Source organism: Streptobacillus ratti (assembly GCF_001891165.1).
Classification (GTDB): Bacteria; Fusobacteriota; Fusobacteriia; order Fusobacteriales; family Leptotrichiaceae; genus Streptobacillus; species Streptobacillus ratti.
In genome coordinates this window covers 13274-39229 of the sequence record NZ_LKKW01000010.1, presented here as the reverse complement: position 1 = coordinate 39229, position 25956 = coordinate 13274, and the positions used below count along the sequence as shown (strand labels likewise).

Here is a 25956-nt window from a genome sequence, read left to right as displayed (position 1 = left end):
TATTTAGTTAATTCTTTAATATTATTATCTTTAAGGATATGGTAAATGATACCACGGTCAACTTTAGTAAGATGTTTAAATTTTTCTTCTTTATTAATTTTAAAAAATGTGTTATTATTAGTCATGGGTATACAGTTCCTTTCAATAGATTTGGTCATTTATGATTGTACTGTATATCCTATTTTTTTTCAATTACTTTTTTGGACATTTACTTTTGGAATTTAGGATATAAAAAAAGAATCAGAAATTTTTCTGATTCTTTTAATCTATGTAATTATTTAGATAAATTTACGATGTAATCTAAAGTTCTAATTAATTGTGCAGTATATGACATTTCGTTATCATACCAAGATACTGTTTTAACGATTTGTTTATCTCCAACTGTAACAACTTTAGTTTGAGTTGCATCAAATAATGATCCAAATTTAATTCCAATTATATCAGATGATACTAATTCTTCTTCAGTATATCCAAATGATTCGTTAGCTGCTTCTTTCATAGCTGCATTAATTTCAGCTGCAGTAACTGATTTTTCTAAAATAGAAACAAGTTCTGTTAATGATCCTGTAGGTACTGGAACTCTTTGTGCTCCACCATCTAATTTACCAGATAATTCAGGTATAACTAATCCTATTGCTTTTGCTGCTCCTGTTGAGTTAGGAACTATATTTTCTGCTGCTGCTCTAGCTCTTCTTAAATCACCTTTTCTGTGAGGTGCATCTAATGTGTTTTGATCTCCTGTGTAAGCATGTATAGTTGTCATTGTTCCTGCAACTATTCCGAATTTATCATTTAACACTTTAGCCATAGGTGCTAAACAGTTAGTTGTACAAGAAGCTGCTGATACTACAGTTTCTGAACCATCTAAAATATTGTGGTTTACGTTGAATACAACTGTTTTTAAATCTCCTTGTCCAGGTGCTGAAATAACAACTTTTTTAGCTCCAGCTTCTATATGAGCTTCTGCTTTTTCTTTTTTAGTGAAGAATCCAGTACATTCTAATACTACATCTACACCTAATTCTCCCCATGGTAAGTTTTTAGGATCTGCATCTGCAAAAGATTTAACTTCTTTACCATTAACTATGAATGCTCCCTCTTTAACTTCTACTGTTCCATCAAATCTTCCTTGAGCTGAATCGTATTTAAATAAGTGTGCTAAAGTTTTAGCGTCTGATAAATCGTTTACAGCAACTACGTCGAAGTTAGGATCGTTAATCATTAATCTTAATGCTAATCTTCCTATTCTTCCAAATCCATTAATCGCAACTTTTACTGCCATGTAAAGTACCTCCTAAATAATTTTAATTTACAACTAATTATATCACATTATTTTTTTCAATGCAAGATAGGCGAAAAGTGTTAAGAATGTCAAATAAAATCAGCGATAATTGATAGTTATAATCAAATAAAGTATAGGGATTAAACTAAATTTATACAAGGATAAAAAATGAAAAAATACTATTAATAGTATTGATATATAAGAGTGATTTTATTCTTAATTAATGATATTTTCCCATAAAGTTGAAATAAAGACAAAATACATGCCTTATTATTTAAAATATAAAAATAGATTATTCCGAAGAATAATCTATTTGTGAGATAAAATTGTATTTTGTTATTACATAAAATTGGTTTAACATCATATATATGTATATGATAATATAGTTTGAGTATACACCTAAAATTAATAAAAATCAACACTTAAACACTTTGATATTTATGTAAAAAAATTGAATGTTATAGAACTTGAAATTACCTTAATTTTAGAGGGTTTAAATACAAATTTCTACAATTGACATAATTACTAAAATGAGGTATAATCAAATATATTAAAAAATAGGGAGAAAAATGAGAAAAATATTTTCAACATTGTTATTAATAGGACTAACATCTTTTACAGCGAATTTAACAGGACCTAAAATAATACATAAACCTAATGCTACATCAAATGGTACAAGAGTAGAAGCAGAAATGACAGCTATAGCTAAGGTTGTATTAGGATTTAAATTGAAAGATAAGTATAACATTGCATTTTATTATAACGGAACACTTATAGAAAATGGAGTAGGTGTATTTGGAATAGAAACAGGGTATACATTTTAAATTAGGAGGATATGATATGAAAAAATTTTTATTATGTGCGTTAGCAACATTTGTTTTTACTAGTTGTTCGACTGTAGTTAATGGTAAAGGTCAAAATTACAAAATTACATCAGATGAAAAAATACAAGTAATAAACAAATATGGTAAAGTTGTAAAAGAGGGAACTGGAGAGTTAAAAGTTTACTTAGAAAAAGGAGATGGATTCTTTACAGGAGCTCATTATACAGTAAAATCAGGTGGAAAAGAATACCTAATTGAACCAAAAGTAAATGTAGGTGCATTTATAGTAGGTAATATATTTGTTCCAGGATTCTTGGGATGGATAGTTGATGGAGCTACAGGAGCTATGTATGACCTATATGTAAACGGAGAATATGTAAACGAAATAAAATTTTAAATAAATAAATTAATTTATCACATGCTTTGGTTGAGCATGTGATTTTTTTTCATAATTGATTTTCTTAAAAATATATAGTATAATTCTATCGGAAATTTAGTAAAAAGAGAGTTTAGAGGGAAAAAGCTTATTAATACTTTTGATATTTGTAAATAATAGCTTTTTGTAATAGTGATAGAGCTATAATTGAAACAAAATATACTTTTTAATGGAAAGGAATAATAATGAAAAAATTATTACTATCAGTGTTATTTTTTGTGGGTGGAGGATTAATTTCTTTTTCTGCTGATATTACTGGACCAAGATACAGACTTGAGGGATCTTTTGGTTTTGTTAATGATAAAATAGCAGCAAAGAGCAAGTTCTTTTCAGGATCTATTTCAGTATTACCTGAATGGAAAAAACAAGTTAGCGAAAAATTTGACATTACTTTTGGTCCAAAAGCTACAATAAATGTAAATTTTATAGATCATGGAAATTCACCAGCAATATGGTCTAATGTATTAATTGGTGGAGAAGTAGATTTTAATTATAGAGTAAAAAATAATGTTAAAATATATTTAGGATTAGAAGCAGGAACAGGAATAGGATTTCAAAAATTCATCAAAAATACAAGTGCGTCTCCAATGAGTTCAAGTGGTGGCTCAAGTTCAGATAATAAGCCTACTTTAGAATTTGCTAGTATAAGTAAAATTGCATTTGGTATTAAATTAAAAGATAGATACAATATGTCTATTTATACTGGAGATATTAAAGCATTGCTAGGAGTAGAATTAGGTTATACTTTTTAATAGAAAGGAAAATATATGAAGAAATTACTGTTATCAATAATGTTATTTGTTGGGTTATTTTCATTTTCAGCAAAAACAAATAATAAAAAACAAGAAATTAAAAAGATTTCTGTTACAGACTCTAATAAAAAAAGAAATACAGGAATATATAACACATCTAGTTCAAATAAAGTAATGGGACCTAGATATAGGGTTGAGCTTTCTTTAGGAGCTATGGATAAACATGGTTATGGACTTAAATTTGTTTCTGGAGCTATTTCATTTTTACCTGAATGGAAAATTGAGGCTAGTAAAAATATTGATATTACCTTTGGACCAAAAATTACAACAATTTTAGGGTCAAAAATTAATGGATCATCAGGTAATGGTGATACATTATTTATACCAGGTATAATTTTAGGTGGAGAAGTTAATCTTAATTACAGAATAAAAGAAAATGTTAAAGTATATGCTGGTTTAGAAATGGGAAAAGGTGTAATATTTGAAGTTAAAGCAAAAGAGTGGAAATATGAAAAACATGTATTAAAATCTTTAGGAAAACTATCATTAGGTGTTAAATTAAAAGATAGCTATAATATAGCAGTTTATACAGGTAGTACAAAAGGGGTAGTAGGAATAGAGTCAGGATATACATTTTAATGATAGGGCAGTAATGAAAAATACTGCCTTTTTATTTGCCTACAAGCTTTTATTATGGTATAATCTAAAAAAAGTTAAATAGGAGAAATTATGTCATATTCTTCAAAGTTAAAAGATGAAATTTTAGATAAAAAAAATATAGATAAAAATGATATTATGGCAGAACTTTTTGGACTATTTCTATCTAAAAACTGTATAAAAAATAGTGGGATAGAATTTAGTACAGAAAATTTAAAATTAGCTCAAAGAGTGTATAATAATATACTTAAGGTAACAGAACTTGTTCCACAACTTAGATATATTACAGCTAAAAGATTTTCTAAGCCAAGAGTTTACACAATAAGTATAACTAATATTATAGATATAGAAGAAAATTATGGAGCATTTTTAAAGGAACTATTTTCTTTTAAAAAATATTCTGATAATAAAAATGTATCAGGTATATTAAGAGGATATTTTCTTAATTCAGGATATATTAAAGATCCAAGTAAAGGTTACACACTTGATTTTTTTATAGACACAGAAGATGCGTCAACGTTCCTATATATGTTATTAAAACATATTAATAAAAAAGTATTTCAAACAGAAAAAAAGAATAAAAATATTGTATATATTAGAAATTCAGAAGATATTTTAGATATTATACATATGATAGGTGGACTTCAAGTATTCTTTGAATATGAAGATGTTACTGTTCAAAAGGAATTGAATAATAAGATAAATAGAAATATGAATTACGAACTTGCAAATGAAACTAAAAAAATGTCAGCTTCTATTAAACAAATAGATATGATAGAATATATTGATGAAAAAATAGGCTTAGATAATTTAACTAAGGCTTTGTCAGAATTATCTAAATTAAGATTAATGTATGATGAAGATTCATTTCAAGAATTAGCTGATAAATTAAAAATATCTAAATCTGGAATAAGAAATAGATTTAGGAGACTAGAAGAAATATATTTAGAATTAAAAGGATAAAATTATGGGTAAATTAAAGAGCTATAATGAATTTGATGAGTTTTTAAATGATTTTAAAAATTTTAATGAAAAAGCAAAGTATTTTAAAATAGATATGGAATCTAATATATTAATTAAAGAACCATCCTATATTTTAGAATATGGATACATGTATTTTAAAGGATTTACTTATGTAGATGAAGTGTTTAATTTAGAAGACATTTATTTAAGAAAAGAGAAAAAGATAAAAAGACATTCAAGTATAGATTTAGGAAGATTAAAGGAAAGCTTTTTTAGAGCAATATTTAATAGAGATGAAGTTCATTCCTTAAGTCTTGCAAATGAATTAATTAGAAGAGATAATAAAGCGTTTTTTGACATTCTTTATATTAATGCCAAATTATCAGATGATGAAAATAGGTTGATTAAAGTTTATCTTTTTGAAAAAATATTTGAAGATATAGGGATTAGCATTCCTTTTTTAAGAAATTTAATAGGATATATATGTAAATCTAAAGAGGGATATGGTAATAAAAAAGCAGTTGATAAGCTTTATTCATATATATTTGAAGTTAAATTTAATGAAAAAATAGAAATTAATGTTAATGAAATGAGTGAAAATAACGCAACGATACTTAAATTCTTGGAGGAAAAACAATGTTAGAAATGAAATTTATAAGAGAAAATGTAGAACTTGTAAAGCAAGGATTAAAAAATAGAAATAGTGAATATAATTTAGATGAATTAATTGAGTTAGATATTAAAAGAAGAGAATTATTAACTAAAGTTGAAACACTTAAAAAGGAAAGAAATGATGTTTCAGCAGTAATAGGTAAAAATGCAAGAGAGGGTATAGATTCAACAGAACTTAAAGAAAATATGGCTAAGGTTTCTAATAAGATTAAGGAATTAGATGTAGAAGTTTTAGAAATAGAAGAAAAACAAAAGAATATGCTTTTAACTATACCTAATGTACCACATAGTTCTACTCCTGTTGGAGAAAGTGAAGATGATAATGTTGAGATTAGAAAATGGGGAGAACCAACACAATTTAATTTTGAGATTAAATCACATGATGAATTAGGTGTAAATTTAGATATACTTGATTTTGAAAGAGGAGCAAAACTTTCAGGTTCAAGATTTACAGTGTACAAAGGTATGGGAGCAAGACTTGAAAGAGCATTAATTAATTTCATGTTAGACACACATACTGAAGAACATGGATTTACAGAAATTTTAACACCTCAACTTGCTAAAAGAGATATTATGATAGGTACAGGACAACTACCTAAGTTTGAAGAAGATATGTATAAGATAAAAGGACAAGATCTTTACCTTATACCTACTGCTGAGGTAACTTTAACAAATATGTATGCAGGAGAAATACTTAAAGAGGAAGAATTACCTAAATATTTTTGTGGATTTACAGCTTGTTTCCGTCAAGAAGCAGGTAGTGGTGGAAGAGATTTAAAAGGACTAATTAGACAACATCAATTTAATAAGGTTGAAATGGTTAAAATAGTTCACCCAGATAAATCTTATGAAGAATTAGAACATATGACAAATTGTGCAGAAAAGATATTACAAAAATTAGGCTTGCCTTATAGAGTGCTTGCTTTATGTACAGGAGATATGGGATTTTCAGCAACAAAAACATATGATTTAGAGGTGTGGGTTCCATCTCAAAATAAATATAGGGAAATATCAAGCTGTTCAAATACTGAAGATTTCCAAGCAAGACGTGCTATGATTAAATTTAGAGCAGAGGATAAAAAGAGCTATTTTGCACATACATTAAATGGTTCAGGACTTGCTGTAGGAAGAACTTTACTTGCAATAATAGAAAATTATCAACAAGAGGACGGAAGTATTTTAATTCCAGAAGTATTAATTCCATATATGGGTGGTAAAACAGAAATAAGATAAGAGGAAATATGAGAAGAATAATAAAAATGCTAATACTTTTAGTCATGCTAGGAGTATTAGCTTGGTATTTGGAACTTTCAGGTTATCTTTATCATAATCATATTTTGTCAGTGAAATATGATATACACGGTATAGATATATCACATCATAAGGTAAGACTTAATTGGTATCAAATAGATAAAAGCTATAAATTTGTATTTATGAAAGCAACAGAGGGGAAAGATCACTTAGACAGAGATTTTTTCTATAACTGGAATAAGGCACAACTTACAGGATTTAGAGTAGGAGCATATCATTTCTTTTCAATGTTATCAAAGGGAGAAGAACAAGCTAAGTTCTATATTTCCAAGGTACCTGTAGTTGAAAAGGCTTTTCCCCCTATAATTGATTTAGAAATACCAACTAAGTATCCAAAGGAGATAGTAAATAAGGAGCTAAAGGATTTAATAGATATATTAGAAAGACATTATAGGAAAAGAGCTATAATATATGTTACTAGACATACATATAAGGCATATATAGAAAATGAATTTTTAGATAACCCTATATGGATTAGGAATATTAAGTGGTATCCAAGTCAGGAAAGATGGGATTTTTGGCAATACTCTAATAGAGGAAGAGTTAGGGGTATATCTGGATTTACTGATAGAAATGCTTTTAAAGGTTCAAATATTGATGAATTTATAAATCAAAATAGAATAAAATAAGATAGTTCAATGAAATTTCATGGGACTATTTTTCATGTAAGGGGAAATGATGAATTTAGTACAATTTAATAATGTATGGAAACAATACAATGGAGAATATATATTAAAAGACATTAATTTTAGTATTAATAACACTGATAAAATTGGTTTAATAGGATTAAATGGTGTAGGTAAATCATCATTAATTAAAATACTTCTAGGAAAAGAAAATCATGACGGCATGGAAGAAAATGTTAATGAAAAAGGTAATGTTTTTCTTAATCCTAATATTAGAGTAGGTTATCTTTCTCAAAACCATACATTCTCATCTGATAAAAATACAGTTTATGAGGAATTACTTGAGGTGTATTATAGGCAAAAAGAATTGCTTTTTAAGATTAATAGACTTAATACTTTAATGGCAGTATCAGAAGATGTAGAAAAATTGTTAGAAGATTATGAAAAGTTACAACATGAATATGAGGCTACTGGTGGATATGAAATAGAATTTAAAATTAAACAGGTTATGCAAGGACTTGAATTAAATAATTTTAAAGATATTAATATATCTTCACTTTCAGGTGGAGAAAAAACTAGGGTTACACTTGCTAAATTGTTACTTCAAGAACCAGATTTATTAATACTTGATGAGCCAACTAACCATTTGGACATAGTTTCTATAGAGTGGCTTGAAGATTATTTAAAAAAATATACTAAAGCATTCTTGTTAATATCTCATGATAGAATATTTTTAGATGAGGTATGTAATAAGATAATGGAGATAGAGAATAAGAAAATTTATGAATATAACGGGAATTTTTCAGATTTTGTAATACAAAAAGAATTGTATATAAAAGGGGAAATAAAAAGATTTGAAAAAGAAAGTGAAAAGATAAGAAAAATAGAAGAATATATAAGTAGATATAAGGCGGGGATAAAGGCAAAACAAGCAAGAGGAAGACAGACAATACTTGATAGAATGGAAAGAATGGAAAATCCTGTATTTAATCCAAATAGAATGAAATTAAAATTTGAAATGAAATCAGAATCAGCAGATAGGGTATTAAGTGTAAATAAGATATGTAAGAGTTTTGATGATAAGAAAGTTTTAAATAATGTAAGTTTTGATTTATACAAAGGAGATAAAGTAGGAATAATAGGTAAAAATGGAATAGGTAAATCAACACTTTTAAAAATATTAATGGATAAGTTAAAACAAGATAGTGGAGATTTTAAGATAGGGGAAAGGGTACATATTGGATATTATGATCAAGATCATCAAAATCTTTATCCAAATAATAATATTTTACAAGAAATTAATAATTCTCTTTTATGTACTGAAGAGTATTTAAGAAGTAAGGCAGCCTCTTTTCTATTTACAAGTGATGATGTGTTAAAACAGATTTCATCATTATCAGGAGGAGAAAAAGTTAGGGTTTCTTTACTTAAATTAATAGAAGAAAAAGCTAATTTATTAATACTTGATGAACCAACTAACCATTTGGATATATATTCTATAGAAGTTTTAGAAAATGCTTTAATAGATTATGAGGGAACGATGCTTTTAATTTCTCATAACAGACATTTTTTAGATTCTGTGTGTAACAAGATATATTTTTTATCTGAAAATGGTTTAGAAGAATTTAAAGGTAATTATGGAGAGTATAAAGAAAGTATTAAGGTAAAAAAAGAAGTAGTAGATAAAACTGAGGAAAAACTTAGTTATGAAGAAAGAAAGGCTAAACAAAAAGCTGAAATTAAAAGAAAGAAAGATTTAGAAAAAGTTGAAAAAGATTTAGAAGAAGTTTCTAAAAAACTTAAGAGCTTAGATGAAGAAATGATTTTAGCAGGAAAAATTAATGATTTAGAAAAAATGCTTAACATACAAAAAGAAATAGATGACATGAAAAAAATGGAAGATGAATTAATATTATTATGGAGTGAATTAGAGTAGTTTTTATTATTTTTTTTTGGTATAATTAAAGTATAATAAAAGAAAGGGAAATTCCTTGATTAAATATGAATAAATTAAATGTATTAGAAGAATTAATAGGAAGAAAAATACCCTCTTTAAAAGAAGATTTTAAAGTTAGTATGAATTCTAAAGAAGCAACCCCAAATAGTGTGTTTTTTGCTATTAATAAAGGTAATGACTATGCAAAAGAAGCAGAAAATATGGGAGCTTTTGTGATTTATGATAAAAAAGAAATAAGATTAAATAATGGACATTATGTGAAAGATAGTATTAAATTTATGCAAGAATTTGCTAGAAAATATAGGGAGAGAAATAAATTCACAGTTATTGGTATTACAGGTTCAAATGGTAAAACAACAGTCAAAGATATACTGCATTCTGTTTTAAGAGATAAGGGAGTAAGGGTATATAAGACACAGGGGAACTATAATAACCATATAGGATTACCATTTACTATACTTTCAGCAAATGATAGTGATGAAATATTATTACTTGAAATGGGAATGTCTGATTTAGGAGAAATTGATTTACTGGGAGATATAGCTAAACCAGATTATTCAATAATAACTAATATAGGACAGTCGCATTTAGAATATTTAGAAACTATGGAAAATGTTTTTAAAGCTAAAACAGAAATTATACCTCATACATCAAAAAAAGTTGTAGTTAATGGGAATGATGAATTTCTTTCTAAATTAGAAGATGTAATAAAAGTTGAAGTTAAAAAAGATATTAAAACTAATCTTTTAGGAGAACATAATTTATTAAATGTATCTATAGTTGATAGTTTACTTAAGTATATGGGATATGTAGATTTATGTTATGAAAATATAGAATTAACAAGTGGAAGATTTCAAATAGTTAATGGTAAATATACATATATTAATGATGCGTATAATGCCTCTCCTATATCTATGAAAGCTTCTCTTGAAACATTTTCTAAGATATATAATGAAAAGTTTAAAATAATTTCTTTAGGAGATATGTTAGAACTTGGGAAAGATGAGAAAAAATATCATGAAGATTTAAGTACAGTATTAAAAGAAACTAAGTTTGATAGTATATTCCTTTATGGAAAGAGAATGAGATATCTTTATGAAAAATTATGTAGTTTAGATGATATTTCTTTTAAATTTGAATATTTTGAGAGTAAAGAGGAAATAAAAAGAGCTATAGATAATATAGAAACAACTAAAGAAAAAGTTGTATTATTAAAAGGATCAAGATCTATGAAAATGGAAGATATAATGGAGGTAAACAATTAATGTTATACTATATTCAAAGTCTATTTATAGACCAGTACACATATTTAAGAGTATTTAGATATATATCAATAAGAATGGGTGTTGCCTTTGGTGTTTCATTGTTTTTTATGATAATATTTGGAAATTCATTTATTAAATGGTTAAAATACAAAAAGTTTGGAGATACTATAAGAGAAGATGGACCTGAAAGTCATTATTCTAAGCAAGGTACACCTACTATGGGTGGTCTTTTAATCATATCTTCTATTTTGTTTTCTACTTTAATTGCAGGGAATTTTACTAATAAATTTACTATTTTCCTATTTTTCATGACTATAGTGTTTTCTAGTATAGGTCTATATGATGATTATTTAAAATTAACTAAAAGTAAAAAAGGTCTTTCTAGTAAGAAAAAACTTTTATTTCAAACTATAATGACTTTAATTGTTTTTGCTTTCATATATTATTTAGGTTTAGTAAATAAGACTATAGATTTTTCAATAATTAACCCTATAATAAAAAAATCATACATATATGTCGGGCCTATTATGTTTTTCATCTTTATGTTCTTTATAATAGTTGGAACATCAAATGCAGTTAATTTAACTGATGGTTTAGATGGATTAGTTAGTAGCCAAATAGTTGTAGTATCATCTATATTAATGTTGATAGCTTATGCAGTTGGTCATTATAACTGGTCAGAATATATTAATATTTATTATGTAATGGGAGCAGGAGAAATAGCAGTATTTTTAGCCTCTATAATCGGAGGGTGTTTAGGATTTTTATGGTTTAACTTTTTCCCAGCACAAGTATTTATGGGAGATGTAGGCTCACTTACTATAGGGGGATTATTAGGTACAATATTCATATTATTAAAACAAGAATTACTTTTACCTATTATGGGAGTAATTTTCTTCGTTGAGGCTTTATCTGTAATTATACAAGTAATATCATATAGAAAATTTAAAAAAAGAGTATTTAAAATGGCACCTATACATCATCATTTTGAAAAATTAGGTATGCCAGAGACAAAGGTAACTATTAGGTTTTTAATTATTACAATTATTGCTGGATTATTAGCTTTAATGATACTTAAGTTAAGATAGGAGATAAAAATGATTATAGTATTTGGTGCAGGTATTAGTGGAATAGGAGCTAAAAATTTATTAGAATCAAAAGGAAAAGAAGTTCTACTAGTTGATGATAAAGTTGGAGAAATGAGTACCGATAAAGCATTAGAAATTATTGAAAATAAAGAAATAGAATATATAGTTAAATCGCCAGGAATATCTTTTGAAAATAGCTTTGTTAAAAAAGCTATGGCAAAGAATATGCCTATATATTCTGAAATAGACATAGCATATGAATATATGAATAAGGATATACAAATTATTGCCTTTACAGGTACTAATGGAAAAACAACAACTTGTACTAAAACATATGAAATGCTTAAAAAATCAGGATTCAATGTTGAATTAGGGGGAAATGTTGGAAGATCTTTTGCAGAGATAGTTAGAGAAAATAAGGAACTTGACTATATAGTTCTTGAATTAAGTAGCTATCAACTTGAGAATAATCCTAAAATAAAACCATATATTTCAGGAATAATTAATTTAACACCTGACCATTTAGGAAGATACAAGGATGTTGAAGATTATTATATGACTAAATTTAATATTTTTTCAAATCAAGATAAAAAAGATAAGATGATAGTTAATGTAGATGACCCTATTTTCTTAAACCTATATAACAAAGCTAAGGAATTAGAGAATTATAAAAACCCTAAAAGAGTATATATTAGTATTAATAACAAGGGTAGTATATTTGTTAAAGACGGTCAAATATATGTTATGAAAGATTTAAATGAAATGTATAATTCTAAATTTAGTTTAAGTCAAAGTGCAGATAAATTAATTTCAGTTAAAGACCTTGCATTAAAGGGAGAACATAATTTAGAAAATATGATGTTTGTAATTGCCACAGCTAAAATTTGTGGAGTTCCTAATAAAGTAATTAGAAACTTTTTAAAAGAAACAAAAAGTATAGAACATAGAATGGAGAACTTTTTTCAAAAGTCAAATACAGTATTTATAAATGATTCAAAAGGAACTAATGTAGCCTCAACTAGTAAGGCTATAGCCTCATATGAAAATGATGTAATATTAATATGTGGTGGAGAAGATAAGAAAGTCCCTTTATATGAATTAGGTAGAGAAATAGGGAAAAAAATAAAATTTACATATATATATGGAGAAAATAGATATTTAATAGAAAATGAACTTAAAAAGGTTGGATATAGTAAATATGCAATTTTTGAAACAGTTGATGATTGTATAAAAGCTATTAAAGATAATATAAATTTTGAAGAAGATATTACAGTACTTTATTCTCCAGCTACTTCAAGTTTTGACCAATTTAAAAATTTTGAAGAAAGAGGAAAATATTTTAAGAATAAAGTTATAGAAATTTTAGGAGAAAATAATGTATAATTTTTTTAAAACAGATAGCAAAAAACAATTAATGACAACTATAATCATACTAATTTTAATATTAAATATTATAGGAATACTTAATTTACTTAGCTTGGCATCACCTGAGAGTTTAAAAAATACTTTGGGTTTAAGTCATGTATCGATAATTAGTAAACATTTGACATATTTATTAGGGACATTTGCAGTTATGTTTTTAATACCATTACTTTTAAATGTAAATAAATTAAATAAGCTAACTATGTTTATTATGGTCTTTATTGTTTTTGGTTTGGTATATACTTTAGTTGCAGGAAAATCTGTAAATGGAGCTAGAAGATGGATAAATATTGGTTCATTTACTATTCAGTTTTCAGAATTTGCTAAACTTTTTTTAATACTAGTTTTAGCATATATGATAGAAAGAGCATATTATATTAAAAAAGAGAGATTGAATATATATATTTATACAGGCGTTTATACTATGTTTTGTGCAGTATTAATATTACTTTCAAGATCTTTTTCAGCCACTGTACAATTTGTGTTAATATTCCTTTGTATGTATTGGATAAGTGAGGTTATTTCATATAAGAAGATAATATTTACAGTAATGTGTCTAGGATTTTTTGGTGTGGGTGCAATTTTTTCAAAGGGATATAGAGTATCAAGATTAAATCTTGAAAATGAACATGCACTTCTTTCTATGAAATCTATAAGTAATGGTGGAATTTTTGGTTCTGGATATGGAAATGGGATATCAAGAAATTTTTATCTTCCAGAAGTACAAACAGACTATATTTTTGCTGGTTTTGTTGATGAATGGGGATTTATAGGGGGAATAGTTTTAATTATCCTGTTTCTATTATTAATTTATTTCATATTTTATAGTGCAAAATTTGCTAATTCTGTATATGAAAAAATGATAATTTATGGAGTAGGATTTATGATAGCTAATCAATTTATTCTTCATATAGGTATAAATGTTAATTTACTTCCATCAACTGGAGTAACATTGCCATTTTTAAGTGCAGGAGGTTCATCAATGCTTACTGTGGGTATTGGACTTGGTTTTGTTTTAAGTATAATTTTAAGTATGAATGATAAATTAGAAGAAGGAGTTATATATGAGTAAAATTTTAATTACTACGGGTGGAACAGGAGGACATATTTATCCAGCACTGGCACTTGCAGAGAAATTAAAAGAACAAGGACATGAATTAGTATTTATGGGAACATGTCATAGAATGGAAAAAGAAATAGTTCCAGCAAGAGGGTATAAGTTTTATGGGCTTGATATACTGCCACTTAGAAGTATAATGGGAATAGTTAAATTATTTAAAGGTATTTATGATGCAAGAAAGATATTAAAAAATGAAAAAATTGACTATGTAATAGGTTTTGGAAACTATATATCTCTTCCTGCATTACTTGCAGGAAAAACATTAAAACTTGATATATTTTTACAAGAACAGAATGTAACTATGGGACAAGCAAATAAGTGGATGTATCCCTATGCTAAAAAAGTATTTATAGCATTTTCAGAAACTTTGAAAAATGTTAAAAGTTCTCATAAAAGTAAATTTATTGTAACAGGAAATCCAATTAGACCAGAATTTTATAACATTTCTAAAGATGAAGTTAGAGAAAAAATGGGCATAGATAAAGATGCTAAAGTAATTGCTGTAATGGGTGGCTCTCTTGGAGCAAAAAATATTAATGATGCTTTAATTAAGAAATTTGAAGATATTAAAAATTCTAAAGTTGTATTTTATTGGGCAACTGGTAAAGATTTGTATAAAGACATTACAAGTAAGATAGAAGAAAATGAAAACACTATAGTTGTTCCATATTTTGAAGAGGCATATAATATTATGGCTGCATCAGATATACTTTTATGTCGTGCTGGAGCATCAACTATATCTGAACTAATAGAACTTGAAAAACCAGCTATACTTATACCATATAATTTTGTTGGTCAAAAAGAAAATGCAGAAATATTAGAAGCTATAAATTCAGCTAAGATATATAGTAATGAGGAAGTTGAAATTGCTATAGACGAGGCTATAAGACTTGTAAATAATGAGGATAAGCTTAAATATATGAAAGATAATATTTCTAAAATAAATTTAGGCAATGCCGTTGATAATATTATTAAACATCTTGAGGGTTGATATATGGATAAAATTTTAATAACAGCATTTGAACCATTTGGAAAAGATGATATAAATGTATCGGAGCAAGTTTTAAATCACATTCCAGAAAAAATAGGTAATTTAGAAGTAGTTAAACTTTTATTACCTGTTGTAAGATATAGAAGTTTGGAAAAAGTTAAAGAAAAGATAATAAAAGAAAAACCAAGATATGTATTATCTTTAGGTCAAGCTGGTGGAAGTAAAGGAATATCTATAGAAAGAATAGGAATTAATGTTGATGATTATAGGATAAGGGATAATGAAGACAATCAACCTATAGATGAAAAGATTTTTAATGATGGAGAAAATGCATATTTTTCTACATTACCAATTAAAAGTATATATCAAAAATTGGAAAATTTAGACTATCCTGTAAAAATTTCTAATAGTGCAGGAACTTTTGTATGTAATCATGTACTATATGGAATTAGATATATGATAGAAAAAGAAAATCTTAACATTAAATCAGGATTTATACATATTCCATATATGAATGAGCAAGTAAAAGATAAAGGAAATATTTTTTCAATGGATATTAAATATATATTAAATGCAATAGTTATAGCTATAGAAACAATATCAAATTGTGAAAAAGATGAAAAGGTAGTAGCGGGGGAAATATTTTAAAAAAGCATTATATTTCATTAACATATATTTGAAACTATTCATAATACAAATTTTAAAGGGGTCGAATTCGACTCCTTTAAAATGTACATTGGAGCTAATACTTTTATATTATAACAACAAATATAGATAGAGAAAACCAATGAAATTGCATCTAAATTTTATATAAGATTATAAAAGTTTCATATATAACAATCGGTAAGGTTGTATCTTTTAATAAGGAGTATTAACAATGAGTAAACTAGAACTTACTTGGATAGGCAAAGAAGAAAAAATCAAAGTAGAACCAAGAATTTTAATTGAAAATCCAGAATTATCCAATATCAAAAATGATTCTAATACAGAAAACATGATTATTCACGGAGATAATTTGCTTGTATTAAAAGCTTTAGAAAAAGAGTATACAGGAAAGATAAAATGTATATACATAGATCCACCATACAATACGGGTAGTGCATTTGAACATTATGATGATAATCTTGAACATAGTACTTGGCTAAATCTTATGAAACCTAGGCTTGAAATATTAAGAAATTTACTTAGTGATGATGGTAGTATATGGATAAGTATTGATGCAGATGAATCACATTACTTAAAAGTCTTATGTGATGAACTATTTGGAAGAAATAACTTTGTAGATGAAGTCATTTGGCAACGTTCGTATTCCCCAATTAATTTAAAGAAAACCTTGTCAAGATCTCACGACACTATCCTTGTCTATGCAAAAAATAAAACAGCTGATTTTAGTTTGAATAAATTGCCAAGAAGTGCTGAAGCAAATAGTAGGTATTCTAATCCAGACAATGATTCTCGTGGTGTTTGGAAATCATCTGATTTGTCAGTAGGTCCTGCTATAGAAAGAAATATCTATGAAATAACGACTCCGAGTGGTAGAAAAGTTATGCCTCCAAGTGGATATAGTTGGAGATTATCAAAAGAGCGTTTTGCAGAATTTGTAGAAGATAATAGAATATGGTTTGGTGAAATGGGAAATAATGTACCATCTATAAAAAGATTTTTATCTGAAGTAAAAGACGGCGTTGTTGCAATGACACTGTGGCATTTATCTGATGTTGGACACACGCAAGATGCGAAAAAAGAAATTAAAGCCTTGGAGTTAGGTTCAGTGTTTGATACACCTAAGCAAGAAAGGTTAATTGAAAGAATATTAACTTTAGCAACAAATGAAAATGACCTTGTATTAGATAGCTTTTTAGGTTCAGGGACAACTTGTGCTGTTGCTCAAAAAATGAATAGGCGTTATATTGGGATAGAGATGGGAGAACATGCTTATACACATTGTAAAGTAAGAATGGATAAAGTGATTGATGGTGATCAAGGAGGAATTTCTATCAAAAAAGAAGTGTTTGCTTTAGAAAATTCAGAACTAGCAAAACTAGATTTTGATGTAAACGATATTAAAATATTTAATAAGGTATTGGATAAACTAGGTAAAGAAACAGAAATTATTCCAAAAGAGTTGTTATGTGGTATAAAAAATATGACCAAAGTTACTAAAATTAAGAGTGAGTCAGTTTGGCAAGGTGGAGGAGCATATCGTTTTTATGAACTAGCTCCAACTCTTATAACAAGAGATTTTTTTGATGAAGAGATTATAAACCCTGACTATAATCCAGAAATGTTATCAGCAGCAGTAGCTCTACATGAGGGTTATCATTATAAACCATCAAGTGAAATATTTTGGAAACAGTCTTACGGTTCTGAAAATTCATATTTATTTGTTACAACAAATCATATAGACTCAGCCTATGTTAGTAAAATAAAAGAAACAATGGAAGAGAAAGAATTTTTATTAATTGCTTGTCAATCTTTTGAAGAAAGAGCTACGCATTTATTTAAAAATATAAAAATAAAAAAAATACCTAACACATTACTTGAAAATTGTGAGTTTGGAAAAGAAAACTACAATTTAAATATCATTTGTCCACCACAATATGAAGAGGAGGAATAAAAATGGAAAAATTTGATTTGTACAATACCGACTTTATAAGTGGTGTGATGAGTCTTAGAAGTCCACAAAAAAAGTCGTTAGAAATACTAGATAATATATTAAATCATATAAAACCTACGAAAAATATGGACTTAGATGTAGCACTTGCTGAAGTTCAAAAGAAATATCCTATTTGCACAAATTTTGAGCGTGATTTTATGTCGCTGTCTTTTGTGCTTGCAACAGGTGTTGGGAAAACAAGACTTATGGGAGCATTTATCACTTATTTGTACACTCAAAAGAATATTAAAAATTTCTTTGTGGTTGCTCCGAATACAACTATTTTTAATAAATTAAAAGAAGATTTTGGTAATCCATCTAGTGAAAAATATGTGTTTAAAGGACTAGGATGTTTTTGTAATGCACCACAAATTATTACAGATGATGATTATCGAACAAAATCAATGTTTTTATTTGAAACGGATATAAAAATCTATATTTATAATATCTCTAAATTTAATAGTGATAAAACTAATATGCGTAAAGTAAATGAAATGTTAGGTGATTCATTTTTTGAATATCTTTCTAAATTAGAAGATTTAGTTCTAATAATGGATGAAGCACATCATTATCATGCTGAAAAAAGCTCTAGTTCTTTAAATGATTTGAATCCGATATTAGGGTTAGAATTAACGGCGACACCATTTTATAATGATGGTAGCAAACAAGTTCCATTTAAAAATGCTGTTTACGAGTATCCTTTATCTGAATCGATTAAAGATGGTTACACGAGAACACCGTATGCCTTAACACAGCAAAATATTGATTTTTATAATTTTGGTGAAGAAGAGTTAGACAAGGTAATGATATTAGATGGTTTGAAGAACCATGAAAATATCAAAAAAGAATTAGAATTATACAGTAAGAATAATAAAAAAAGAAATGTGAAACCCTTTGTAATGATTGTATGTAAAGATACAGAACATGCTGAGAAAGTCGCTGAATATATAAAATCAGATGCTTGTAAGAATGGAGAGTATAAAGAAAAAACACTCCTTATTCACACTAAACTAACTAAAGCAAATAAAGATGCTAACATACAACTTTTGCTAGATGTTGAAAAATATGATAATCCAATAGAAATTGTAATTCATGTTGATATGCTTAAAGAGGGTTGGGATGTTAATAATCTATATACAATTATTCCACTGAGAACAGCAAGTTCTAAAATTCTTCGTGAGCAAATGGTAGGTCGTGGACTTAGACTTCCTTTTGGAGAAAGAACGGGAGAGAAATATATTGATGCTGTGATGCTAACGGCACATGGAAAGTTTGAAGATATTCTTAATGAAGCTAAAAAAGGAGATTCTATATTCAATGCAGGTAATGTTATTTATATTGATGAAATAGAAAATACGGAGCAAGAACTGACACAAATCTCTTTAGATTTTAAGTTTGAAGAAAAAGAAATAGAGGAGGAACTTAAAAATATTGATATTCCTCAAACAGAAGAAAATAAAGAGTTTGTCAAACGTACTAGAGAAATAATGAGAGAGGCTATGGAAAATAGCATAAGTGAATTAAAAACAAGAAAAGAAACACTAGATCATAATAAAGTCAAAACATTCGTGATAAAATCAATTAAAGAAGATAAAGATTTAGCTAAAATATATGAAGAAAATGAAAGTTTTGTCTCTAAGTGGTTGTCCAATCAAAGTGAAAAAGTAACTTTAAAAACTATGGAAAGTTTTATACCTATTCCTCTAATTCAAATTAGTGATGATGGAATAGAAGAATATAAATTTGTAGACTTTAGCTTAGATTTTTCTAGATTAAACTATGTTCCAGTGGAAAACAAATTGATTGTACAGAATTTATCTAATCAGAGTGAACGAGAAATAATACAAGGTGATAGTATTGACTTTGATATTGATAATCCTGCTAAAGAAATATTAAAAGAACTAAAAAAGAAGAGTGAAATTGATTATACAAAATGTTCTGAGCTTCTTTATACATTGATAAATGAGTTTACAGACCATTATACAGCGTTGTATCAAGAGTCGGGTTTAAAAAATATTGTAATGATGAACAAAAGAAGTATTGCAAATGAAATTCATAGACAAATGTTTTTAGAAGAACATTTTTATTATTCTAGAGGGTTATTTGATGAAAAGATAATAGATGTTACACGGACTAATATGCAAATTATTTATGACTATAAAAACAAGAAAAATTTATATGATAATTTTGAAGGATTAATTGTAAATACTTTATTTACGGGTATAGAAAAAGGTGTCCACTCTTCAGCTAAATTCCATAGTTTACCAGAACTTAAGTTTGCAAGATTATTAGAGCAAGATATAGATGTTATTCGTTGGCTTAGACCTCATAAAAGTGAATTTAATTTATTCTATAATAGAAATAAGAGATACGAACCAGACTTTGTGGTTGAAACAGAAAATACTATATATCTTGTTGAGGTTAAAGGTGAGGATAAGTTAGAAAATGCTGATGTTATTGCAAAAAAAGAGAGAGCAATACAATACTGTAAAATATCTAGTGAATGGTCAAAAGCAAATAACTATAAACCTTGGAAATATTTATTTATTCCAGCGGGAGAAATAAGATCAAGTATTTCATTTAATTTGTTAACAACTAGATTTGTAGAGGAATAATTGTGGTTAAAAATAGATTATTTTAATTAATAAATAATGTAAAAAGATGTATAAATGCTTTAACTAAAATATTTTGTTACATATGTTTGACAACTAAACAAATGTAATGTGTGATAAATTTAACTTTTTATTGCTTTTTTCTATAAAATTTGATAGAATTTAAATGTATGAATTAAAATAAAGTTCTAGGAGGAATAGAAATGAAGTATAATTACAAAGACTTAGGTTTAGTAAATACTAAAGAAATGTTTGCAAAAGCAAATAAAGAGGGGTATTCAGTACCAGCTTTTAATTTTAATAATTTAGAGCAATTACAAGCTATTGTGGAAGCGTGTGTTGAAATGGGGTCACCAGTTATCTTACAAGTATCTACAGGAGCAAGAAAATATATTGGAAAAGAAATGTTACCATTTTTAGCTAAAGCTGCTACAGCTTATGTTAAAGCTACAGGATCAGATATACCAGTTGCATTACACTTAGATCATGGTCCAAGCTTTGAAGCATGTAAAGATTGTATAGAATATGGTTTCTCATCTGTAATGATAGATGCGTCTCATTATTCATTTGATGAAAATGTAGAATTATCAAGATCAGTTGCAGAGTTTGCTCATCAAAATGATGTAACTGTAGAAGCTGAACTTGGAGTACTTGCTGGAGTTGAAGATGATGTTGTTGCAGAACATAGTATTTATACTCAACCAGATGAAGTTGAAGAATTCGTTAATAGAACAGGAGTAGATTCATTAGCAATAGCTATAGGAACTTCTCATGGAGCACATAAATTCAAACCAGGAGATGATCCTAAAATTCGTTTAGATATTCTTAAAGAAATTGAAGAAAGAATACCAGGATTCCCTATAGTATTACATGGTTCATCATCAGTACCTAAACAATTTGTTGATAAAATAATTCAATATGGTGGAACTATGAAAGATGCAATAGGTATACCTGATGAGCAATTATTATTAGCTTCTAAATCAGCAGTAGCTAAAATAAATGTAGATACAGATGGAAGATTAGCTTTCACTGCGGGAGTAAGAGAAGTATTTGCAAATAATCCAGGAGAATTTGATCCTAGAAAATATGCTGGAAAAGCAAAGGAATATATGAAAGAATATTACAAATCTAAAATAGTAGATGTATTTGGATCACAAGATGCATATAAAAGAGGAGTAGAAGTTAAATAGTAATAATTAAAAGCCTTGTTTCTAAATATATGGAATAAGGCTTTTACACATATATTAAGGAGGATACCATGTTTGGTAGAATGACAGATACAGAAATAGCTAAAATTATTTTAAGAGGATTAGGTAAAAAAGAAAACGTAGACTCATTAGAAAGTTGTTTTACAAGACTTAGGGTTGGAGTTAAGAATTTAGACAAAGTTAATATGGAAGTATTAAAAGAGGCTGGAGTAATTGACATAGTAATTATAGATGAAAATAATATACAAGTAGTAATGGGACCTAAAGCTCCTAAAATACTTGAAATTATAAACAACAATGGAATTGAAGAAGCAGATTTAATAAAAGAAGTTAAGATTATAGAAGCTTTAGGTAAAAAAGAAAATATAGATTCACTTGAGAGTTGTTTTACAAGACTTAGAGTGGGAGTTAAAAATTTAGATAAAGTTAATAATCATACTTTAAAAGAATTAGGAGCATTAGATATAATAGTTATTGATGATAATAATATACAAGTAGTAATGGGTCCTAAAGCACCAAAAATTTTAGAAGATCTTAAAAAATTAATATAGGTGATTATATGAAATACTATGTTGGAGTAGATTTAGGTGGAACTAATGTTAAAATAGGATTGTTAGATTTAGAATATAATATTTTAATAGAGGAAAGTATTAAAACAGAATCAAAAAGAGGACCTGAAGATACATTTACTAGAATTTGGAATAAAATACAAGAATTATTTGTAAAAATATCAGCAGATATATCAGAACTAGAGGGGATAGGGCTTGGTATTCCTGGACCAGTGGTTAATAAATCTATAGTTAAAATAGCAGCTAATTTCTCATGGGGAAATGATTTTAATGCTAAAGAATTATTTGAAAGAATTTCAGGTAAAACTGTAATAGTTGAAAATGATGTAAGAGCAATAGCATTAGGAGAAAATCTATTTGGAGCGAGTAAAGGGTATAAAAATAGTATAATTTTACCTATAGGAACTGGTGTAGCAGCAGGTATGATAATAAATGGAGAATTAATATCAGGAAATGATGGTGCTGCTGGAGAAATAGGTCATATCTCAGTTGATTTAAATGGAGATAAATGTGGTTGTGGATTAACTGGTTGTTTAGAGTTATTTACATCAGCTAGAGGTATAGTAAGAGAGGGAATTAAAACATTAAAACAAGAGAAAAAAGGCTTACTTTATGAAACTTTTAAAGATAATTTTGAAAAGCTTGAGGCATTTCATATTTTCTTAGAAGCAAGAAAAGGAGATGAGGTTGCTGAAATTATAGTTGATAATTTTTGTAATAAATTAGCCTATGGTATAGGAGTTTTAATTAATTTAGTTAATCCTGAAATAATAGTCATTGCAGGGGGTCTTGCTAAATCTTCAGACTTAATTATACCAAGAATAAAAAAATATTTACCTAAATACGCTTTAAATATGAGTATTAACATACCTATAGTTAAAAGTGAATTATTAGATTCAGCTGGAGTAAAAGGAGCTGCATCGTTAATTATAAATAAAAAATAAGGACATTCATATAAATATAGGGTACAATATATTTATATATCAATAAAGGAGAATTAAAATGAAAAAAACATTACTAGCACTATCAATAGTATTATCTGCAATTACATTTAGTGCAACTGCAAAATATAATTTAGCTGAAGTAGAACAATCAGTTATTCAAGAAGAATTTAAAAAAATAGCAGAAAAGGGAACATTAGATTTAATATATTCTGATTTCAATAACTATGTATCAGATTTAATTAAAAAAGAAAAAGGTAAAAATTCTAAATACGATGAAACTAAATTTGAAAATAAGAAAGCTTTATACATTTTAGGATTAAAACATATATTTTCACAAATAGGTTATGAATCTAGTTTCGCTATTAAAGAATTAAATGGGAATAAAGCAGAATTTAAATACTATGTTGATAAGAAAATAGAGTCAAAAGATGCTTATTATTTAGATAAAGCAGTTGTAGAAATATTAAATAATCTTTATCAAAAACCAACAGAAGTTACATTTAAACTTTATTCTGATATGAAGTTGACTAAAGAGAAAAAATAAGGAAATTTTATGAAAAAAATATTTATAGCTATTATGATACTTTTATCTTTTAATACTTTTGCTATGATAGATGTTGAAGAGGGATTAGCTGAATTAAAAAATATAAAAAAGGAGCTAATTATAAAATACAAAAAGGTAATGGATATAGATTTTAGTGATACAAGTGAAAAAAGTACAAATGAATTGAGAATATTCAATGAAACACTTTATCTTAAATTTCTTTCAGGATATTTATTTGATGTTACTGATGTTAAGATGTATTCCTCTAAAAATGTAAATAATTTAGTAATATTTGCTGACACTCCTATAGAAAAAGATGATTTTGATAGTATATATAGTATTATAGCTAAAGAAGAAAATGACAAAAGATTAAAATTACTACAAGTCCCAAGTAGTAGTACCAAAAATATAATAATACAAGAAAAATCTTCGGAAAGGGATTAAATAATATGATTAAGTATATATTTGTTACAGGTGGAGTAGTTTCTTCTCTAGGAAAAGGAATTACTGCTGCATCTCTAGGGAGATTATTAAAAGAAAGAGGATATAAAGTAACTATTCAAAAATTTGATCCTTATCTAAATATTGATCCGGGTACTATGAGTCCGTATCAACATGGAGAAGTTTTTGTTACAGCAGATGGAGCTGAAACAGATTTAGATTTAGGACATTATGAAAGATTTATAAACGAAGAGCTTACTAAGTATAATAATGTAACTAGTGGAAAAATAATGTCAACAATAATTAGCAAAGAAAGAAGAGGAGATTACCTTGGAGGAACAGTTCAGGTAATACCACATGTTACTAATGAGATTAAGAAAAAAATTATGCAGGCTGGAAAAGCTTCTAATTCAGATATAGTAATAACTGAAATTGGTGGAACTATAGGGGATATAGAATCAAATCCATTTATAGAGGCTATAAGACAATTTAAAAAAGATGTAGGAAGAGAAAATGTAGCATATATACATGTAACATTACTTCCATATTTAAAAGCTGCTGGAGAATTAAAAACTAAACCTACACAACAAAGTGTTAAGATGTTACAAGGACTTGGAGTTAATCCAGATATTATAATACTTAGAAGTGAACACCCGGTAGATAAAAATATTAAATCTAAGGTTTCTTTATTCTGTGATGTAGATGAAAGTTCTGTAATTGAAGCATTAGATGCTAATAATTTATATGAAATTCCTATACAGATGGAAGAATTGGGACTTGCAGATGAGGTATGTAAAAAATTAAATTTAGAAAATATTAAACCTAGTCTTGAAAAATGGAAAGAAATGGTAAATAAATTCATGAATCCTAAACATGAAATTAAAGTAGCAGTGGTTGGGAAATATGTTGAATTAAAAGATGCTTATATTAGTATAAATGAATCTATAGAACATGCAGGATTTCACTATGATACTAAAGTTAAGATAGATTATTTAAAAGCAGAAGAATTTGATTTAACAGAGTTAAAAGAATATGACGGTATTTTAGTTCCAGGTGGATTTGGTGGACGTGGAATTGAAGGAAAGATTAATACTGTAAGATTTGCAAGAGAAAATAAGATACCTTTTTTTGGAATTTGTCTAGGAATGCAAATGGCAACTATAGAATTTGCAAGAAATGTATTAGGAATGACAGATGCAAATTCTACAGAATTTGATGAAACAACTTCACACCCTGTTATTAGTTTAATTGAATATCAAGGAGACATTGAAAATTTAGGTGGAACTATGAGACTTGGAGCATATCCTTGTAAACTTGACCCAAATAGTAAAGTTTATGCCCTATATGGACAATCTGAGGTGTTAGAAAGACATAGACATAGATATGAATTTAATAAAAAATATTTAGAAGAGTTTGAGAAACATGGGTTTAAGATAGTAGGAAAATCACCTGATGGAAATTATGTAGAAATAATTGAAATAGAGGATCACCCATTCTTTATTGCTGCTCAATTTCATCCAGAATTTATGAGTAGACCAAATAAACCACATTCTTTATTTAAAGGGTGGATAAAGGCAATTTTAGATAGAAAAAATATTAAATAAAGTAATGCAGGG

The 25956-nt window shown here is 27.2% G+C and carries 24 protein-coding genes; 23 read left to right on the top strand and 1 reads right to left on the bottom strand.

Translation table 11 applies throughout. The features are described from left to right. Positions 1-274: 274 nt before the first annotated feature. The gene (gene gap, locus BT993_RS02930; protein WP_072593150.1) at positions 275-1282 is read right to left on the bottom strand and encodes a type I glyceraldehyde-3-phosphate dehydrogenase; all 1008 of its coding nucleotides are present in this window, start codon (positions 1280-1282) and stop codon (positions 275-277) included. A gap of 569 nt (positions 1283-1851) precedes the next feature. Here gap and BT993_RS02925 point away from each other — a divergent pair. From BT993_RS02925 to BT993_RS02815, 23 genes are all read left to right on the top strand, one after another. After that, positions 1852-2106 (top strand): hypothetical protein, encoded by a 255-nt coding sequence (locus tag BT993_RS02925; RefSeq protein ID WP_072593149.1) that lies wholly within the window; start codon positions 1852-1854, stop codon positions 2104-2106. Positions 2107-2122: 16 nt separating this feature from the next. Next, positions 2123-2503, top strand: coding sequence for a hypothetical protein (locus BT993_RS02920; RefSeq protein WP_072593148.1), 381 nt, complete (start codon positions 2123-2125; stop codon positions 2501-2503). A 224-nt stretch (positions 2504-2727) separates the two neighbouring features. Then, complete coding sequence (locus BT993_RS02915; RefSeq protein ID WP_072593147.1) at positions 2728-3294, top strand: hypothetical protein; 567 nt, start codon at positions 2728-2730, stop codon at positions 3292-3294. Between the two features lie 15 nt (positions 3295-3309). Then, a complete protein-coding gene (locus BT993_RS02910) occupies positions 3310-3933 on the top strand; it encodes a hypothetical protein (protein WP_083557367.1) in 624 nt (207 codons plus the stop codon). A gap of 90 nt (positions 3934-4023) precedes the next feature. Further along, positions 4024-4914: a DNA-binding protein WhiA gene (gene whiA, locus BT993_RS02905; RefSeq protein ID WP_072593146.1), complete on the top strand. Its 891-nt coding sequence runs from the start codon at positions 4024-4026 to the stop codon at positions 4912-4914. A 4-nt stretch (positions 4915-4918) separates the two neighbouring features. After that, complete coding sequence (locus tag BT993_RS02900; protein ID WP_072593145.1) at positions 4919-5557, top strand: hypothetical protein; 639 nt, start codon at positions 4919-4921, stop codon at positions 5555-5557. Then, positions 5551-6819: a serine--tRNA ligase gene (serS, locus tag BT993_RS02895; protein ID WP_072593144.1), complete on the top strand. Its 1269-nt coding sequence runs from the start codon at positions 5551-5553 to the stop codon at positions 6817-6819. The genes BT993_RS02900 and serS overlap by 7 nt, the downstream gene beginning before the upstream one ends. An 8-nt stretch (positions 6820-6827) precedes the next feature. After that, positions 6828-7526 (top strand): GH25 family lysozyme, encoded by a 699-nt coding sequence (locus BT993_RS02890; protein ID WP_072593143.1) that lies wholly within the window; start codon positions 6828-6830, stop codon positions 7524-7526. A gap of 49 nt (positions 7527-7575) precedes the next feature. Then, the gene (locus BT993_RS02885) at positions 7576-9459 is read left to right on the top strand and encodes an ABC-F family ATP-binding cassette domain-containing protein (RefSeq protein WP_072593142.1); all 1884 of its coding nucleotides are present in this window, start codon (positions 7576-7578) and stop codon (positions 9457-9459) included. Positions 9460-9524: 65 nt separating this feature from the next. Further along, positions 9525-10745, top strand: coding sequence for a UDP-N-acetylmuramoyl-tripeptide--D-alanyl-D-alanine ligase (locus tag BT993_RS02880; RefSeq protein WP_072593141.1), 1221 nt, complete (start codon positions 9525-9527; stop codon positions 10743-10745). Then, complete coding sequence (gene mraY / locus BT993_RS02875) at positions 10745-11833, top strand: phospho-N-acetylmuramoyl-pentapeptide-transferase (RefSeq protein WP_072593140.1); 1089 nt, start codon at positions 10745-10747, stop codon at positions 11831-11833. Before BT993_RS02880 ends, mraY begins: the two co-directional genes overlap by 1 nt. Positions 11834-11842: 9 nt before the next feature. After that, a complete protein-coding gene (gene murD / locus BT993_RS02870) occupies positions 11843-13216 on the top strand; it encodes a UDP-N-acetylmuramoyl-L-alanine--D-glutamate ligase (protein WP_083557366.1) in 1374 nt (457 codons plus the stop codon). Further along, positions 13209-14327: an FtsW/RodA/SpoVE family cell cycle protein gene (locus tag BT993_RS02865; RefSeq protein ID WP_072593138.1), complete on the top strand. Its 1119-nt coding sequence runs from the start codon at positions 13209-13211 to the stop codon at positions 14325-14327. The genes murD and BT993_RS02865 overlap by 8 nt, the downstream gene beginning before the upstream one ends. Further along, a complete protein-coding gene (gene murG, locus BT993_RS02860; RefSeq protein WP_072593137.1) occupies positions 14320-15366 on the top strand; it encodes an undecaprenyldiphospho-muramoylpentapeptide beta-N-acetylglucosaminyltransferase in 1047 nt (348 codons plus the stop codon). Before BT993_RS02865 ends, murG begins: the two co-directional genes overlap by 8 nt. Positions 15367-15369: 3 nt before the next feature. Further along, a complete protein-coding gene (locus BT993_RS02855) occupies positions 15370-16014 on the top strand; it encodes a pyroglutamyl-peptidase I (protein WP_072593136.1) in 645 nt (214 codons plus the stop codon). 346 nt (positions 16015-16360) lie between these two features. Next, complete coding sequence (locus BT993_RS07430; RefSeq protein ID WP_208600505.1) at positions 16361-17983, top strand: site-specific DNA-methyltransferase; 1623 nt, start codon at positions 16361-16363, stop codon at positions 17981-17983. A gap of 2 nt (positions 17984-17985) precedes the next feature. Continuing rightward, the gene (locus BT993_RS02845; protein WP_072593134.1) at positions 17986-20637 is read left to right on the top strand and encodes a DEAD/DEAH box helicase family protein; all 2652 of its coding nucleotides are present in this window, start codon (positions 17986-17988) and stop codon (positions 20635-20637) included. 200 nt (positions 20638-20837) lie between these two features. Then, positions 20838-21824 (top strand): class II fructose-bisphosphate aldolase, encoded by a 987-nt coding sequence (locus BT993_RS02840; protein WP_072593133.1) that lies wholly within the window; start codon positions 20838-20840, stop codon positions 21822-21824. Between the two features lie 68 nt (positions 21825-21892). Further along, positions 21893-22393: a PTS sugar transporter subunit IIB gene (locus tag BT993_RS02835; protein WP_072593132.1), complete on the top strand. Its 501-nt coding sequence runs from the start codon at positions 21893-21895 to the stop codon at positions 22391-22393. An 8-nt stretch (positions 22394-22401) separates the two neighbouring features. Continuing rightward, positions 22402-23355: an ROK family protein gene (locus BT993_RS02830; RefSeq protein ID WP_072593131.1), complete on the top strand. Its 954-nt coding sequence runs from the start codon at positions 22402-22404 to the stop codon at positions 23353-23355. A gap of 58 nt (positions 23356-23413) precedes the next feature. Beyond that, positions 23414-23899, top strand: a complete 486-nt coding sequence (locus BT993_RS02825; protein WP_072593130.1) for a hypothetical protein — start codon at positions 23414-23416, stop codon at positions 23897-23899. Positions 23900-23908: 9 nt separating this feature from the next. Continuing rightward, a complete protein-coding gene (locus BT993_RS02820) occupies positions 23909-24343 on the top strand; it encodes a hypothetical protein (RefSeq protein ID WP_072593129.1) in 435 nt (144 codons plus the stop codon). 5 nt (positions 24344-24348) lie between these two features. Then, entirely contained in the window at positions 24349-25944 is a 1596-nt protein-coding gene (locus BT993_RS02815) for a CTP synthase (protein WP_072593128.1), read from the top strand. Positions 25945-25956: the final 12 nt, after the last annotated feature.